Origin of the sequence: Brevundimonas sp. (assembly GCF_016463485.1) — a bacterium.
Lineage (GTDB): Bacteria > Pseudomonadota > Alphaproteobacteria > Caulobacterales > Caulobacteraceae > Brevundimonas.
In genome coordinates this window covers 15,463-30,652 of record NZ_JAEMRD010000025.1, presented here as the reverse complement: position 1 = coordinate 30,652, position 15,190 = coordinate 15,463, and the positions used below count along the sequence as shown (strand labels likewise).

The window sequence follows — 15,190 nt, the reverse complement described above, 5'->3', positions numbered from 1 at the left end:
ACCACGCTTCTCGCCCGGCATTTCCTGCCGTCCGGCCGGCAAAACGGCAAAACATGCCGGGCGAGAAGCGTGGTTAAGGCAAAGTACCGTAGTTATTTCAACGGTCTGGCCGTTTGTCGAAATTGCGACGGTTGGCCCGCCGATTGCTTCTTGGGTTCCTGAGCAAAATGCTCTCGACGGTCAAAATGACGGTCGAACACCTTGAAACAAGGACTATTCGTCATGGCGCTGAACAGCGTAAACACGAACTCGGGCGCCCTTATCGCCCTGCAGAACCTGCAATCCACGAACAACGAACTTGGCGTTGTGCAGGGCCGCATCAATACCGGCAAAAAGGTCAACTCGGCCAAGGATAACGGCGCCATCTGGGCTATCGCCCAGGGCCAGCGCGGTGAAATCTCGGCCCTGAACGCCGTCAAGGACAGCCTGGATCGCGGTTCTTCCGCCGTCGACGTTGCCATGGCCGCCGGTGAATCCGTCTCCGACCTGCTCGTCCAGCTGAAGGAAAAGGCCCTCTCGGCGACTGACAAGTCGCTGTCGACGGCTTCGCGCAAGGCCTTGAACGAAGACTTCAAGGCCGTTCGCGACCAGATCGCGACCGTGGTTTCCAACGCCAAGTTCAACGGCGTGAACCTGCTGGACAACTCGACCACGACCAATGGCTACAAGGCCCTGTCGAACACGGCCGGCTCCACCATCAAGGTGGCGGGTGAAAACCTGTCGCTGGGCGGTGCCAACGTGACCGTTGCGGCCACGACCACCATCGGCACCTCGACCCTGGCCACCACGGCCCTGGCTGCGGTGAACACCTCGATCGACCGCGTTTCGGCCTCCCTGGCTCGCCTGGGTACCGGCTCCAAGGCGCTCGAAACCCACTCGACGTTCGTCGGCAAGCTGTCGGACGCCCTGGAAAACGGTATCGGCAACCTGGTCGATGCGGATCTCGCCAAGGAAAGCGCGAAGCTGCAGTCTCTGCAAACCAAGCAACAGCTGGGTGTGCAGGCGCTGTCGATCGCCAACTCCTCGTCGTCGATCCTGCTCGGCCTGTTCCGATAAACGACTAACGGCGGGCGGGGCCATCCGGTCCCGCCCGACCGCTTTTCACCCTTCTCATCGGGAGCGCCGCATCCTCCCCGGCGCCTGGAGCCATGGAATCACATGCCAAACTGAGTCTCGTCGCCCCCGCCGCCGTTCCGCCCGTGGCCCAACAGCCCCTGCCGAACGCGCCCGCCGAGGCGTCCAGAGACGTCGAAGCTGCCGCCAGCTACCGGCTTGTCATTGAGGAAGGCCCCACCGTTGGAACCTTCGTCTACAAGACCCTGAACAGCACGACCGGCGAAGTGGTTCGCCAGTTCCCCCGCGAACAGGTCCTGCGTCTGGCCGAGGCCCGCCAGTACAATGCCGGATCGGTGATCGACACCGCCGTCTGACCCCACCGGCTTTTCGGAACCGGGATTGACCAGCACAACCGCCAGGGCCCTTCCTGAGCGGGCGTTTCGCGTCGTTTACTTCCGTTAACCATACGCTCACGACTTGCCGCCATCCTCTGGGGAATCACTCCCGGGGCTACGAACAATGTCCAACAGCGTCCTGACCAACTCTTCAGCCGCCGTCGCGCTGCAGAACCTGACCGCGACCAACAATCGATTGGGCGATGTTCAGTCGCGGATCTCGACCGGCCTGAAGGTCCAGGGTGCCAAGGACAACGCCGCCGTCTGGGCCATCGCCCAGAGCCAGCGCGCCGATGTCGGGGCCCTCTCGGCGGTCAGGTCCAGCTTGGACCGCGCCACCTCGATCGCCGACGTCGCCCTCTCGGCCGGTGAATCGATCTCGGACCTGCTGAACCAGCTCAAGGAAAAGGTCGTCGCCGCCAAGGACACCTCCCTGGGCACCCAGTCCCGGTCGCTGCTGAACGATGACTTCAAGGCCTTGCTGCGGTCGATCAAGTCGGCCGTCGAGAACGCGGCCTTCGACGGTGGCAACATCCTGAACGGCTCGATCACCACGGGCATCCGGTTCCTGGCCAATGCCGACGCCACCTCGTTCGTGACCCTGGGATCAAAGAACCTCAGCCTGTCGGGCGCGGTCATTTCCCTGGGTCTGGCCGACAGCCTGCTGACACTGACCGGGGCCACCACGGCCCTGAACAAGCTCGACGCCTCCATCACCCGCGTGAACGCCGCCCTCGGCTCCATCGGGGCCCAGGCCAAGCAGATCGAGGCGCACAACATCTTCGTCAGCAAGCTGTCGGATACGCTGGAAAGCGGGATCGGCAACCTCGTCGACGCCGACCTGGCCAAGGAAAGCGCGCGACTTCAGGCCTTGCAGGTGCAGCAGCAGCTAGGGGCGCAGTCGCTGTCGATCGCCAACCAGTCGCCGCAGATGATCCTGTCCCTGTTCCAGGGCTAAGGTCGTCATCGCTTCTGCTGGTGGACCCCGATCATCACGGGGCCGGGGCGGCGGCGCGGCGCATGGGCGCGATCGCCAAATCCATAGAGCGCAAGGATAGACTGAACCACCGACGGAATGCTCATCGTGACGCTCCAGCGTGTCGAGAGCCTCACCGCCGGTGCGCTGACGCTCACCGAACCTTGCTCTCCTGCGAGGCGAATAATGCATGATTCGAGCGCGGGTTCCCCGTTCTGTTAACAGCCCGTTACGCCTGTGCCCCTAGACTGTCACACAGGAGGTCCGTGTGACGTCGATCAACAACGGCTATCTGCTGGGGCTGTACGGCGGGTCATACGACCCGACGGCTTCGGCTGCCCTGACGGCGTCGATCACCAAGAAGGCCCAGCCGACCGCCCCCTGGTCATCCTCCGCGACCCCTCCGAAGGCCGACGCCTTGGTCCGCTCGGCGCTGGGCGGCCGCAAGCTGATCAACGAGGACGCCGCCCAGGTCGACGTCAAGGGTGCATCCACCGACTACCGCAAGCTGTTCGCCCTCTACCAAGGGCTCGAGACGCTGAACGCACTGACCAACCGGGCCTCGACCACCGGCCTGACCACGACCGAGTCTGCCCAGTTGGCCAAGCGCTTCACCGCCGGTCTGGCCGAGATCTCGGCCTATGTCGGCACCGCCGGCTTCGAGGGCGTGCGGATGGTACAGGGGACGTCCACGTCCCTCTCCAAGACCACTGCCGCCGTCCCGCGCGACAGCGCCGTCTCGATCACCGGCCCGGTCCACGAGGGCGCGCTCGACACCCCCGTCACCGCCTTTCAGGGCGACGTTCAGTTCGACATCACCATCAAGGTCCCGGTCGGCCTGTCGACCCAGACCACGGCCGTGCCCATCGACCTGGCCGGTATGGGCACCACGCCCCGGACTATCGACAACGTCACCACCTTCATCAACGGCAAGCTGGAGGCCGCCGGCTTCCAGACCCGCATCGGCCGCCAGCAGATCGTCGCCGAGCCCAAGACCGTCCAGGTCAACGGCAAGCCCGTGACCCTGCCCGCCGGTCCCGACAAATGGTCCCTGGCGATCCGCGGAACCTCGACCGAGACCGTGGGCTTTGCGGCGTCAAAGACCTCCGACGCCGTCTATGTGGTCCAGACCTCCGGCTCCCCGGCCCAGACCACCAGCACGACCGTCAACGGCGTCACCACCACCAAGACCACTGCCGCCGCGACCCTGAAGACCGAGTTGCTCAAGTTCCAGAGCGACGGCGGCACCGCCGACGCCCCCACCTCCGGCAATGTCGGCGAGACCCAGTGGGTCGATGGCCGGGTGTCCCAGGAAGACCTGCCCGACGGTATCTCGACCATCCGCGCCAGCGCCGTCGGCCCCGACGGCTCGCTGTGGCTCGTCGGCGACCTGGCCTCGGGTTCGGATACCCAGCCGATCAAGGGCACGCAGGACGTCGCCCTGTTCAAGTACGACACCGCCGGCCGCCTGGTCGCGACCCGCACCCTGGGTGCCGCGTCATCCGCCTCGGGCTATGCCATCGCCGTGGACGCCGACGGCAATGTCGCGGTCGCCGGCTCGGTCACCGGCGCGCTGAACACCTCCAGGACCGACGCCGGCAAGACCGGCGAGGTCGCGACCGTCGCCGACAGCTTCGTCACCGTCTTCAACAAGGACGGTGAAGAGACCTGGACCCAGCGTCGGGGCGCCCGCGCCGCCGACGAGGCCACCTCCGTCAGTTTCGGGGCCGACGGCACCGTCTATATCGCCGGTCGTGCCCAGTCGGCGATCACGGGCTCGGTCGGGGTCGGCGGCTGGGACGGCTATGTCCAGGCCTTCAAGGCGGGCGAGCCCTATCCTACCGCCGGGATCACGGCCAAGGCCATCGGCACCAGCCAGTTCGGCACCTCTTCCGACGACAGCGTCGACGCCATGACCATCGACGGCTCCAACCTCTATACTGCCGGGGTCGAGAACGGCCGCGCGGTGGTGCGTCAGTTCACCCTGGACGGCGCCGGCGTCCCGACCCTGGCCGCGACACGTGATCTGGGCGCGATCTCGGGCGACATCGGGGGTGTCGCCGTCTCGGGCGGCAAGGTTATCCTGACGGGGACCAGCCGCGATTCTGGGCTGTCGGCCGGAACCACCACGGTCGCCCATTCCGGCGGCAAGGACGTCTTCGTCGCCGCCCTGTCGACCAACCTCGCGGCCTCGCCGGCCGACAGCCTGAACTGGTTCGGCGGCGCGGGCGATGACAGCGCCGCCGACGTCAAGGTCCACGACGGCAAGGTCTGGATCACAGGCATCGCCGACCGCGACCCGGCGGCCAAGGCCACCGACCCGACCAAGGGCTATCTGGCCCGTCTCGACCCCCTGACCGGCGCGGTCGAATACGAGAAGACCTGGTCCGGCGACGGTGATCAGGCCAAGCCCCTGACCCTGGCTGTTGCGTCGGGCGGCGCCAGCGTCCTGGACCGTCTGGGCCTGCCCAAGGGCGAGATCGACCAGTCGGATTCCAAGTCCCTGATCGCCGCGACCTCGGTGCGCGTCGGCGACCGCTTCTATGTTTCTCCGGCGGCGGGCGGCCGGGCCGTGCCCGTCACCATCGAGGCCAAGGACACGCTCCAGACCCTGGCCCGCAAGATTTCCGTCGCCTCGGGCGGCAAGCTCAAGGTCACCGTCGCCTCCGAGGGCGGTTCGGTCACCGGCAAGGACGGCGAGACCACCACGACCACCGGCGGCTTCCAGCGTCTGTCCATCGTGGCCAAGGACGGCAAGACCGGCGCGGTCCTGACCTCCGGCGAGACGGGCCGCGACGCCCTGGCCGGTCTGGGTCTCTCGGCCGGCTTCATCGGCATGAACGTCGGCGACGGGGCGCTTCGCACCTTCGGTCTCAATCTGCCGGGCAATCTCAGCCTGGCGGATGCCGCGACCATCAAGACCTCCGGCGAGAAGATCCAGGCAGCCCTCAAGGCCGTCCGCGACGCCTATCGCGAACTGGCTCCGAAGACCGACAACTCGGCCGGCAGCGGCACGGTCCCCGCCTATCTGACCGCCCAACTGGCCAACTATCAGGCCGCGCTCAGCCGCCTGACCGGATAGCGTCGTTCAGCGTGGTTGGCGGTTGACGCCGGGGCGTCCGGCGGCGTTATTGAGCCTCACCTGCCACGCGAGTGCCTTGCGCAATGCCTGTCGACAACCGAGTGATCCTGGCGATCGGCGCCGGCCTGGCCATCCTGGCCGCCGTGGTCCTGGCCCTGGTCTTTACCGGCGGCCGTGACGAGACGCCCGAAGCCCCGCCCGCGGCGCGCGGCGGCCTGACCGTCGATCTCGCCGACGCCCCGGTGCTGGACACCACGCGTGAGCTGCGCTGTTTCGTCAACGGCCAGTATGTCGGCCTGGCCACCCTGCCGGACTGCGCGCGCCGCAACGGCGTGGCCACCGATGCGCTCGACGTCGGCCTGGACGAGACCGGAGCCCTGGCCGCTGCCCCGACCGCCGCCTTTGCCCCGCCGCCGGCCGAGCCCGGGATCGCGACGGGTGACCTGTCGGGCCAGCCTCAACCCACATCCCCGGGTGATTTCCAGACCGCCACCCCGGTCCCGGCCGCCTCGGCGAACGGCAGCCCCTGCCTACGCCACACCGGATCCGAATGGCGCACGGTGTCGAACGCGATGAGCCTGAGCCAGTGCGTTCAGGCCCTGTATTCCGGGGCCTGCGTCCAGCGTCTGGGCGACGCCCAGTACGGACGCTCGGGCGACGTCACCCTTCGCCTCGTGCCGCGCCGTGTCGAACAGTCCAACGACAACAACCGCTTCCGCGTCCTGGCCGAGCAGGACCGCAACTGTCAGTTTCCGAGCCTGTAACCATGCGCAACGTTCTCCTGACCGCCGCCCTGGCCGCCTTCGCCGCCGTACTCGCCGCCTGTACGGCCGAGGTGAAGGCCCCTACCGACAACGGCGTCTGCTACGTCGTCGTCAAGCCCAAGGAAGGCGAGAAGGGCGATGTTCGCTTCAACCGCCTCGCCGACAACCAGCCTCAGATGGAGGCCTGTGCCGCCCGCCTGGAGGAGATGCGGGTCCGCTTCCTGCGCATGGGCGGCTCCCAGACCGAGGTGATCGGCTCTTATCAGGGCCTGTATCTGTTCATCGACCGGGCCGGCGTCTGGCAGGCGCAGAAGCTTGAGGGCACCCGCTTCTTCGCCCTGGCTCGCACAGGCGACGGCCGCCTGGCCGTGCCGGGCGCGATCGAACGCGCGCCGGCGGAGGATGTCGTGGTGCCCCCGATGCCTGGTCAGACCGCAAACTAGCGGAACAAAGCTGGAACATCCACAGCGTTTCGTTTATAGGACGTTAATCCGCCTTGGGTCGGCCCTCGCCGGCGCGCTAGGCGGGGTCATTCAAGCAAGCCGCGCCGAACCGCGCGGGGCAGACAACGCGAGAGAACAGCATGGCGGGCAGCGTCAACAAGGTCATCCTGGTCGGCAATCTGGGGCGCGACCCCGAGATCCGGTCCATGCCGAACGGCGACCGCATCGCCAATCTGTCGATCGCCACCTCCGAAACCTGGCGTGACAAGTCCTCGGGCGAACGCAAGGAGAAGACCGAATGGCACCGCGTCTCCATCTTCAACGACAACATCGTCAAGGTGGTTGAAAATTATGTGAAAAAAGGCTCGACCGTCTACATCGAGGGCGCGATGCAGACCCGTAAGTGGACCGACAAGGACGGCGTCGAGAAATACACCACCGAGGTCATCGTGGGCCGCTTCAACGGCCAGCTGACCATGCTGGGCGGCCGTGACGGCGGCGGCGCGTCTCAGGGTGGCGGCTATGGCGGCGGGGCCGGCGGCGGCTCTGGTGGCCGCGGCGACGACGACTATTCCTCGGGCTTCTCCACCGGCGGCGCCAACAAACCCTCCGGCCCCCGCGAAAGCTACGACCTCAACGACGACATCCCGTTCTGATCAAAGACAAGGACGCCGTCAGTCCCAGACGGCGTCCTTGAAGTGGGCGCGGATTTTCTCGTCCGCAGTGATCAACCTCGCGCCGTCGGCCATGGCGTTGGCCACGATCAATCGGTCCATGGGGTCTTTTGTCCACCCGATCCTTCGAGCGTTGGCAATGACGTCTGCCAATGGCGCTGATGATGTGGCCATCGGAAACTGGCTCGATAGCTGGTCGATCAAGCGATCGACCGAAACATTCCTTATGCGACGCAGATCGATCATGTCGTCCAATTCGAGGACGACAAACTGCGAAACCACCAGTTGGTCTGCTCTGGCCATAAGGGTTCTAGCTGCGCGGGCGATCTTGTTGTCGAGACCGGCGTAAAGTCGAGCAACGACGTGCGTGTCGAGATGGACTATGGCCAATCCAGATCCTTGAATTTCTTTTCTGGATCATACTCGATGTGACTGTTGTCGTTCGGATCGAAGTCCCAATCTTCCCAATCTGGTCTTGGCCCCTTGGCCATCCACTCATCGAAACGCCGGGCTCGCTCGTCTGCAGAAACTGCCGGCGGTGCCACCTTGGCAGTCACCTGCAACAGCTCGCCTCTCCGGCGCACCCGGACCTCCTCACCGGCCTTGAGCCGATCAAGAATGTTGAAAAGGTCTTTGCGAAGGTCTGTCGCCGTGACTTCGATCATGCGTACATCCTGTTCCTCAAAGGTGTACATGTCAAAGCGAAACACCCCGTCACCCATCTTGACGCGCCTTCGCCACAGCCGTGTGGCATGAGGCTCCCGTGACCGTTCCCGACAAGCCCCACAGCCCCCTGACCTCGCTCGAAATCTCTGCCATCGTGGCGGTGCTGGTGATCTGGGGCGTCAACAATGCAGCGGCCAAGGTCGCGACCGAAACCATGTCGCCCTTGCTGGTCGCAGCGCTCAGGTTTGCCCTGGCGGCGGCCTGCCTGGCCTGGTTCGTCCGGCCGCCGTTTCCGGACTGGAAGAGTTTGGCCATCATCGTCGTACTGGGCGGCCCCATCCATTACGGCCTGATCTATCTCGCCTTCTGGCTGGCCCAGGACGTCAGCCCGGTGTCGGTGGCGGCCCAGATGTGGATCCCCTTCACGGCCCTGTTCGCCTTCCTGCTGCTGGGCGAACGGCTGTCGAAACTGGCGCTCGGTGGCATGGCCGTCGCCTTCCTGGGCGTCGTTTGGATGACGCTGGACCCCCACGCGTTTCAGGACTGGAAGGCCATCCTGGTGGGCATCGCCGCCAGCGGCTGCTGGGCCATGACGACGGTGATCGCCAGACGCACAACCTCGATCCCGCCTTTGAAGATGCAGGGCCTGCTTGCCCTCGTCGCCCTTCCGGGACTGGCCGCAGCCTCGGCGGTGTTCGAACGTGACCAGGTCGCCCAGATCCTGTCCGCCACGCCCTTGGTCTGGGTCTGCATCCTGTGGGCCGGGATCGCGTCGTCGGTCGTCGCAACCAGCCTGACCTTCTGGCTGGTCCAGCGGCGCGAGGCCGGGCGTGTGACGCCCTATCTGCTGGCCACACCGGTCGTGTCGATCGCCATCGGCTGGGGCTTGCTCGGCGACGTGCTGACCGTTCAGATTCTGGTCGGCGCGACCCTGACCATGGCCGGGGTGGCCCTCGTCGCCCTTGCCGAGCGGGGTCTCAGGGCCGGTGCTGCCCGCGCCTGATCAGAACGGCTTACGAGGGACGGAACACACCGCAGGCAATACGGGCCCCGGCCCCGCCGATTGGTTGGCTGACGTGATCGTCGCGGTTTGCATGGACCAGGAAGGACACCCCGTCTGCGTCCAGCAGGTCATGTCCCGGCCCGATCAGCCCGGCCCCCGACACATAGACCTCGGCATGGGCCGAACCGTCCGCCGCCGCGTGAATGTTCTGCAGGTCCCCCAGGTCGGGCCCACCGCTACTGTTCAACAGACCGTGCGGACGCGCCGTCTCAGGATGGTTCACGTGCGCCCCCGCCGAGGTGAAGCCCGGCCCCTCACAGGTGCCGACCGCGTGCAGGTGGACGCCATGCCACCCCTGTGGCCAGCCTTTGCCCTCGACCACGAGCAGCACCCCCAGAGGGCCCTTGTAGGCGGTGACGGAGCCGGCATCCCCGCCGTCCGCCGTCTTCAGCGCGGCCGTCGCGACAGGCTGTGGCGCGGGTGCGGTCGTCGCAGCGGGAGCGGGCGCGGCGGTCTGGGCCACGGCGCAACCCCCGGCCATCAAAGCGCCGGCGGCGAGGGACAGGGCGAGAGCGGGGATGCGCATGGATGTTCCTTTCACGGACGAGGCCGAAGGGCGCGAAAACTTTGCCACCGGACGCCTCGGATGCTAGAAAACGCGACAGCGGATCACGTTCCGATTCCGGCCACTTAAAGCCTCAAATCCTTGACCGACGACAGCTACGAAAACGCCGCAGCCCCCGCAGGGTCAGGCGGCGGTTCCGACATTTCGACCATCACGATCGAGGACGAGCTGAAACGCTCCTACCTCGACTACGCCATGAGCGTGATCGTCAGCCGTGCGCTGCCGGACGCGCGTGACGGCCTTAAGCCGGTTCACCGCCGCATCCTGTATTCGATGCACGACCTGAACATGACGCCCGAGCGGTCGTATTCGAAATGCGCCCGTGTGGTCGGTGACGTGCTGGGCCGGTTCCACCCGCACGGCGACGCCTCGGTCTATATGGCCCTGGTGCGCATGGCCCAGCCCTTCTCGATGGGTCTGATGCTGGTCGACGGCCAGGGCAATTTCGGCTCGGTCGACGGCGATATGCCGGCCTCGATGCGATACACCGAGGCCCGGATGGCCCCGGCCGCCAGCGCCCTGTTGGCCGACATCGACAAGGACACCGTCGATTTCCAGCCCAACTACGATGAAAAGGAGCTGGAGCCCGTTGTCCTGCCGGCGCGGATCCCGAACCTGCTGGTCAACGGCGCGGGCGGCATCGCCGTCGGCATGGCGACCAATATCCCGCCGCATAACCTGGGCGAGATCATCGACGCGGCCGTGGCCCTGCTGGATGATCCCGACATCAGTGACGACGCCCTGCTCGACATCGTGCCCGGTCCCGATTTCCCGACGGGCGGCGAGATCATGGGCCGTACCGCGCCCCGCAATGCGCTGCGCGACGGTCGCGGCTCGGTCGTGGTGCGCGGGGTCGCCACCATCGAGACGATCCGCAAGGATCGCGAGGCCATCGTCGTCACCGAACTGCCCTATCAGGTCAACAAGCTGACCCTTCAGGAGCGGATCGCCGAAATGGTCCGCGAAAAACGGATCGAGGGCATCTCCGACGTCCGCGACGAATCCGACCGCCAGGGCATGCGGCTGGTGATCGAGCTGAAGCGCGATGCGTCGGGCGACGTGGTCCTGAATCAGCTGTGGCGCTTCTCGGCCATGCAGTCGTCGTTCGGCGTCAATATGCTGGCCCTGAACCACGGCCGTCCCGAACAGATGGGACTGCGCCAGCTTCTGGAAGCCTTCCTGGAGTTCCGCGAGGAAGTCGTCGTCCGCCGCGTCAAGTTCGAACTGGCCAAGGCCCGCGACCGGGGCCACGTCCTGGTCGGTCTGGCCGTCGCCGTGGCCAATATCGACGAGGTGATCCACATCATCCGCTCCTCCGCCGACCCGGCCGAGGCGCGCGAGCGGCTGCAGGCCAAGCCCTGGCCCGTCGCCGACATGATCGCCCTGGTCGAGCTGATCGCCGACCCGCGCTCCATGCTGATCGACGGCGACAAGCTGAACCTGACCGACGAACAGGCCCGCGCCATCCTGGGCCTGACGCTCAGCCGCCTGACCGGCCTGGGCCGCGACGACATCTTCGCCGAGGCGAGAGCTCTGGCCGACACCATCCAGGGCCACCTGACCATCCTGTCGGATCGCGCCAACATCATCAAGATCATCCGCGACGACCTGTTGCTGGTGAAGTCCGAGTTTGCGGTCCCGCGCCGCACCGTCATCGGCGAAGGCGACGCCGAGATGGAGGATGAGGACCTGATCCCGCGCGAGGACATGGTCGTCACCGTGACCCATGGCGGATACGTCAAACGCGTGGCCCTGAACGCCTACCGGACCCAACATCGCGGCGGCAAGGGCAAGTCGGGCATGACGATGAAGGACGAGGACGCCGTCGTCGGCGTCTTCTCCGCCTCGACCCACACGCCGGTGCTGTTCTTCGCCACCAACGGCAAGGCCTACAAGCTCAAGGTCTGGCGCCTGCCGCTCGGTGCGCCGACCTCGCGGGGCAAGGCCTTCGTCAACCTGCTGCCGATCGAGCCGGGCGACTCGATCATGAACGTGCTGCCGCTGCCGGAGGACGAGACGACCTGGCACGACTACGACATCATGTTCGCCACCAAGTCGGGCGACGTGCGTCGCAACAAGCTCAGCGACTTCGCCAGCGTCAATCGCGCCGGCAAAATCGCCATGAAGCTGGAGGACGGCGATCACATGGTCGGCGTCGCCATCTGCACGGGCGAGGACGACGTCCTGCTGACCACCGCGCTTGGCCGCGCCATCCGCTTCAAGGCCGACGACGTCCGGGTCTTCAAGGGCCGGGATTCGACCGGGGTGCGCGGCGTGCGCCTGCAATCCGGCGACGAGGTCATCTCCATGGCCATCCTGGGCCGGGTCGACGCGACGCCTGAGGAACGCAGCGCCTACGTCAAACACGCCAATGCCATGCGCAAGGCCAGCGACGGGGCGACCAGCGAAGGCGAAGACGAGACGCCTGTGGTCGAGGCCGATGACGGCGATGAAGGGGAGGGCGGCGACGCCGTCCTGTCCGTTGAACGCATCGCGGCCCTGGGCGCGGCGGAACAGATGATCCTGACCGTCACCGACACCGGCTTCGGCAAGCGGTCCTCGGCCTATGAGTACCGTCGCACGGGTCGCGGCGGCCAGGGCCTGACCGCCCACGGCCTGGGTGGTCGCGCCGGCAATCGCCTCGCCGCCGCCTTCCCGGTGGAAGAAACCGACGACTTGCTGATGGTCACCTCGACCGGCCAGATGATCCGCACGCGGGTCTCCCAGGTCCGCGTCGTCGGCCGCTCCAGCCAGGGCGTCACCATCTTCAAGACCGCCGACGGCGAACGCGTCGTCTCGGTCGAACGCCTGGCGGAAACGCCGGGCGGGGATGATGTTGAAAGCAGCGAGGGTGGCGAAGACTGATCCCTCTCCCAGAGGGAGAGGGCTTGAGCGCCCGAGAGCCGTCAGGCGATCGGACTTGCGCGAAAGGGTGAGGGGTACCGCCCTCACCGGTTCGCACTGTCGCCCCTCACCCTTTCGGCTGGCGGATCGCTGCGCTCTCCGAGCCTCAAGCCCTCTCCCGATGGGAGAGGGGTCATGATCTTGATCGACGGCCTTCCCCCCACCGAGGCCGACCTGACCTATCTCGCCCTGGTCAACTACGGGGCCTACACCTCGTTTCGGGTCGAGGACGGCGGCGTGCGGGGGCTAGGCCACCACCTCGGTCGCCTCGACGCCTACGCCGTCGCCCTGTTCGGCGAACCGGTGGGGGAGGGGGCCTTGCGCGATTGCATCCGCGCGGCGCTGGCGGATCGTCGCGACGCCTGGCTGCGCGTCAGCCTGTTCTCGCCCGACATCTGGTCCCGCACGCCCTCGGCCCGGGTCCGCCCCAAGGTCATGACCGCCCTGTCGCCACCGCCTCCGCCGCTCGCCACCAGCGTCCGGCTTCAGGTCCAGACCTATGCGCGCGAGGAAGCCCACATCAAGCACACGGCTATCTTCGGCCTGATCCGGGCGCGGCGCCTGGCGCGCGAGGCCGGCCATGACGACGCCCTGTTCGCCGACACCGACGGGCTGATCTCCGAAGGCAGTTCGTGGAACATCGGCTTCCTGTCCGGCGACACGGTCGTCTGGCCCCAGGCGCCGATGCTGGCGGGCGTGACCCAGATCCTGATCGATCGCGGTCTGGCCGGTGTGGGGATGACGTCAGTGACCCGACCGATCCGCACCAGCGATATCCCAACCTTCGACGGCGCCTTCCTGTGCAACAGCGCCACGCCGGCCTGCCCGATTACGGCCATCGACGGCCATGCATTCCAGACCTCGTCCGAGGTGATCGAACGCCTCGCCGCCGCCTGGGCTTTGAGCCCGCCCGAGCCGATCTAGGCCCGCACCTTCAGCGCCACTTCGAGCCTTCGCCGTGTTTCCCGATGCTCTGCCACTCCGGCGGGGCGGCCTTGTGGACATACTGTTCGGACACCAGCCAGCCCTTGAACGGCCGCAGCACCGACAGGCACATCAGCGCCAGCAGCGGCAGGGTCACGACCATGTGGACCCAGATCGGCGGGTGCACTGTGAACTCGAACGCCATGAAGGCCATCATCCCGATGACCCCCACCCCTGACATGACGAAGAAGGCGGGTCCGTCGGCCGGATCGGCGAAGCTGAAGTCCAGATGACAGACCGGGCATTCGTCGCGAATGGTCAGATACCCCTTGAGCAAAGGCCCCTTGCCGCAGCGCGGACAACGACAGCGGATGCCCGTCGAAAGGGTGTTGAGCGGCGGATAGGCGTGTTCTGACATGGGCGTTCCTGACGCTCTGCGATGTCGGCCTCAACGGACCGACGCACAAGGGCCCGCGGTGTCGCAGCGTGGGCTACATCCCCTCGATCAGATGCAGGATGTTGCCGTCGGGATCCTTGAACCACACGAGCTTGATATCCCCCGCCTCGTGGATGTTACCGTTCAGGGTCAGGCCGGGCAGGTCGGGATAGTGTTCAAATGCGACTCCCTTTGCCGTCAGAGCCTCGACGGTCTCGACCATGTCGCCCTTCATGTCCCAGGTCACGGCATTTGCCCTGTTCGTGCCCGCGAACTCCGAGACATAGACGGTCAGCACCGTTTCGCCCGTCGCGAAGGCCAGCATATCTTCGCCGGTCCCATCGAGCCGCTTCAGGCCAAGGGTGTCCTCATAGAAGGCACGAGCCCGATCTATGTCGCGCACGGCGACGATGGCGGATGAGTTCCGGTCTCTGAGCATGGCGGTCTCCTTTTCGATGGGAAACCAGCGTCCGGAGCGGCGATCCCGTTCCGCTTAGATCGGCATCCGCATGATTTCCTGGTAGGCGGAGATGACCTGGTCCCGCACCGCGATGACGGTTTCCAGGCTGGCCTCGGCGCTGGACACTGCGGTGACCACGTCGATCATGTTGTTCTGGCCCGAGATCGCCCCCGTCATCTGCGTTTCCGCCGCGCGGGTCTGCTGGGTCATGTCGCCCATGACGTTCTGCAACAGTTCGCCGAAGCCCGGCGCGCCGGTCGGGGCCGGCCCGCCCGTGGGCATCCCCCCGCCCTGGACCGCCTGATAGGCCTTCATCGCCGCCATCGGGTTCATCGGCTAACTCCTATCGCTTCAGGATATCGAGGGTGCGGCTTTCCATCGACCGTGCCGTCTCGATGACGTTCAGATTGGCCTCATAGGCCCGCTGCGCCTCGCGCATGTCCATGGCCTCGATCAAGGTGTCGACATTGGGCCGCATCACATAGCCGTCGGCGTTCGCCGCCGGATGGGCGGGATCGTAATCCATGCGAAAGTCGCTCTGGTCCGGCCGCACCTCGGCGAGGGCCACGCCGGTGGCCCCGTCCATCTCGCGCGCCTGGAAGACGGGAATCTGGCGGCGATAGGGGGTTCCGCCGGCGGTCGGAGACGTGGATTCGGCGTTGGCGATGTTCTCGGCGATGACCCGCATCCGCGACTGCTGGGCGCGCAGGGCCGAGGCCGCGACGGCCATGGCGCTGTTGCGCGGCGGGGCACCGTTGACGGGATCGCTCATGCGTCAGTCA

Annotated in this window: 18 protein-coding genes; 11 read left to right on the top strand and 7 right to left on the bottom strand. The window is 66.4% G+C overall.

Features of this window, described 5'->3' with window-relative positions; genetic code table 11:
* The 8 genes from JHC99_RS06075 to ssb form a co-directional block, all read left to right on the top strand.
* A partial coding sequence (locus tag JHC99_RS06075) for a hypothetical protein (protein WP_292152562.1) occupies window positions 1–205 on the top strand: 205 nt, incomplete at its 5' end.
* Between the two features lie 17 nt (window positions 206–222).
* Complete coding sequence (locus JHC99_RS06070) at window positions 223–1,056, top strand: flagellin (protein ID WP_292152561.1); 834 nt, start codon at window positions 223–225, stop codon at window positions 1,054–1,056.
* A 92-nt stretch (window positions 1,057–1,148) separates the two neighbouring features.
* The gene (locus JHC99_RS06065; RefSeq protein WP_292152560.1) at window positions 1,149–1,430 is read left to right on the top strand and encodes a flagellar protein FlaG; all 282 of its coding nucleotides are present in this window, start codon (window positions 1,149–1,151) and stop codon (window positions 1,428–1,430) included.
* 145 nt (window positions 1,431–1,575) lie between these two features.
* On the top strand, window positions 1,576–2,409 hold the full coding sequence (locus tag JHC99_RS06060) for a flagellin (RefSeq protein ID WP_292152559.1): 834 nt from the start codon (window positions 1,576–1,578) through the stop codon (window positions 2,407–2,409).
* Between the two features lie 286 nt (window positions 2,410–2,695).
* On the top strand, window positions 2,696–5,509 hold the full coding sequence (locus tag JHC99_RS06055; protein WP_292152558.1) for a transcriptional regulator: 2,814 nt from the start codon (window positions 2,696–2,698) through the stop codon (window positions 5,507–5,509).
* An 83-nt stretch (window positions 5,510–5,592) separates the two neighbouring features.
* A complete protein-coding gene (locus tag JHC99_RS06050) occupies window positions 5,593–6,273 on the top strand; it encodes a hypothetical protein (RefSeq protein WP_292152557.1) in 681 nt (226 codons plus the stop codon).
* A gap of 2 nt (window positions 6,274–6,275) precedes the next feature.
* On the top strand, window positions 6,276–6,716 hold the full coding sequence (locus JHC99_RS06045; protein ID WP_292152556.1) for a hypothetical protein: 441 nt from the start codon (window positions 6,276–6,278) through the stop codon (window positions 6,714–6,716).
* Between the two features lie 140 nt (window positions 6,717–6,856).
* Window positions 6,857–7,372, top strand: coding sequence for a single-stranded DNA-binding protein (gene ssb, locus JHC99_RS06040; protein ID WP_292152555.1), 516 nt, complete (start codon window positions 6,857–6,859; stop codon window positions 7,370–7,372).
* 18 nt (window positions 7,373–7,390) lie between these two features.
* Here the strand turns inward: ssb and JHC99_RS06035 are convergent, their stop codons facing one another.
* Both JHC99_RS06035 and JHC99_RS06030 read right to left on the bottom strand, forming a co-directional pair.
* The gene (locus JHC99_RS06035) at window positions 7,391–7,780 is read right to left on the bottom strand and encodes a PIN domain-containing protein (protein ID WP_292152554.1); all 390 of its coding nucleotides are present in this window, start codon (window positions 7,778–7,780) and stop codon (window positions 7,391–7,393) included.
* On the bottom strand, window positions 7,771–8,055 hold the full coding sequence (locus JHC99_RS06030; RefSeq protein WP_292152553.1) for a hypothetical protein: 285 nt from the start codon (window positions 8,053–8,055) through the stop codon (window positions 7,771–7,773). Before JHC99_RS06030 ends, JHC99_RS06035 begins: the two co-directional genes overlap by 10 nt.
* Window positions 8,056–8,153: 98 nt before the next feature.
* On the opposite strand from JHC99_RS06030, the gene JHC99_RS06025 reads away from it, so the two are divergent.
* Window positions 8,154–9,059, top strand: a complete 906-nt coding sequence (locus JHC99_RS06025; protein WP_292152552.1) for a DMT family transporter — start codon at window positions 8,154–8,156, stop codon at window positions 9,057–9,059.
* A 10-nt stretch (window positions 9,060–9,069) separates the two neighbouring features.
* Here JHC99_RS06025 and JHC99_RS06020 read toward each other — a convergent pair whose 3' ends face one another.
* Window positions 9,070–9,645 (bottom strand): superoxide dismutase family protein, encoded by a 576-nt coding sequence (locus tag JHC99_RS06020; protein WP_292152551.1) that lies wholly within the window; start codon window positions 9,643–9,645, stop codon window positions 9,070–9,072.
* A gap of 120 nt (window positions 9,646–9,765) precedes the next feature.
* Here JHC99_RS06020 and gyrA point away from each other — a divergent pair, with 120 nt between their 5' ends.
* Window positions 9,766–12,549, top strand: a complete 2,784-nt coding sequence (gene gyrA / locus JHC99_RS06015; protein WP_292152550.1) for a DNA gyrase subunit A — start codon at window positions 9,766–9,768, stop codon at window positions 12,547–12,549.
* A gap of 174 nt (window positions 12,550–12,723) precedes the next feature.
* Window positions 12,724–13,512: an aminotransferase class IV gene (locus JHC99_RS06010; protein ID WP_292152549.1), complete on the top strand. Its 789-nt coding sequence runs from the start codon at window positions 12,724–12,726 to the stop codon at window positions 13,510–13,512.
* A 10-nt stretch (window positions 13,513–13,522) separates the two neighbouring features.
* Here JHC99_RS06010 and JHC99_RS06005 read toward each other — a convergent pair whose 3' ends face one another.
* From JHC99_RS06005 to flgC, 4 genes are all read right to left on the bottom strand, one after another.
* Window positions 13,523–13,930 carry a DUF983 domain-containing protein gene (locus JHC99_RS06005; protein WP_292152548.1) on the bottom strand — a complete coding sequence of 136 codons (408 nt, stop codon included), beginning with the start codon at window positions 13,928–13,930 and terminating at the stop codon, window positions 13,523–13,525.
* A gap of 73 nt (window positions 13,931–14,003) precedes the next feature.
* Window positions 14,004–14,387: a VOC family protein gene (locus JHC99_RS06000; protein ID WP_292152547.1), complete on the bottom strand. Its 384-nt coding sequence runs from the start codon at window positions 14,385–14,387 to the stop codon at window positions 14,004–14,006.
* A gap of 54 nt (window positions 14,388–14,441) precedes the next feature.
* Window positions 14,442–14,741, bottom strand: a complete 300-nt coding sequence (gene fliE, locus JHC99_RS05995) for a flagellar hook-basal body complex protein FliE (RefSeq protein WP_271146649.1) — start codon at window positions 14,739–14,741, stop codon at window positions 14,442–14,444.
* Window positions 14,742–14,751: 10 nt separating this feature from the next.
* Window positions 14,752–15,180, bottom strand: coding sequence for a flagellar basal body rod protein FlgC (gene flgC, locus JHC99_RS05990; protein WP_271146650.1), 429 nt, complete (start codon window positions 15,178–15,180; stop codon window positions 14,752–14,754).
* Window positions 15,181–15,190: the final 10 nt, after the last annotated feature.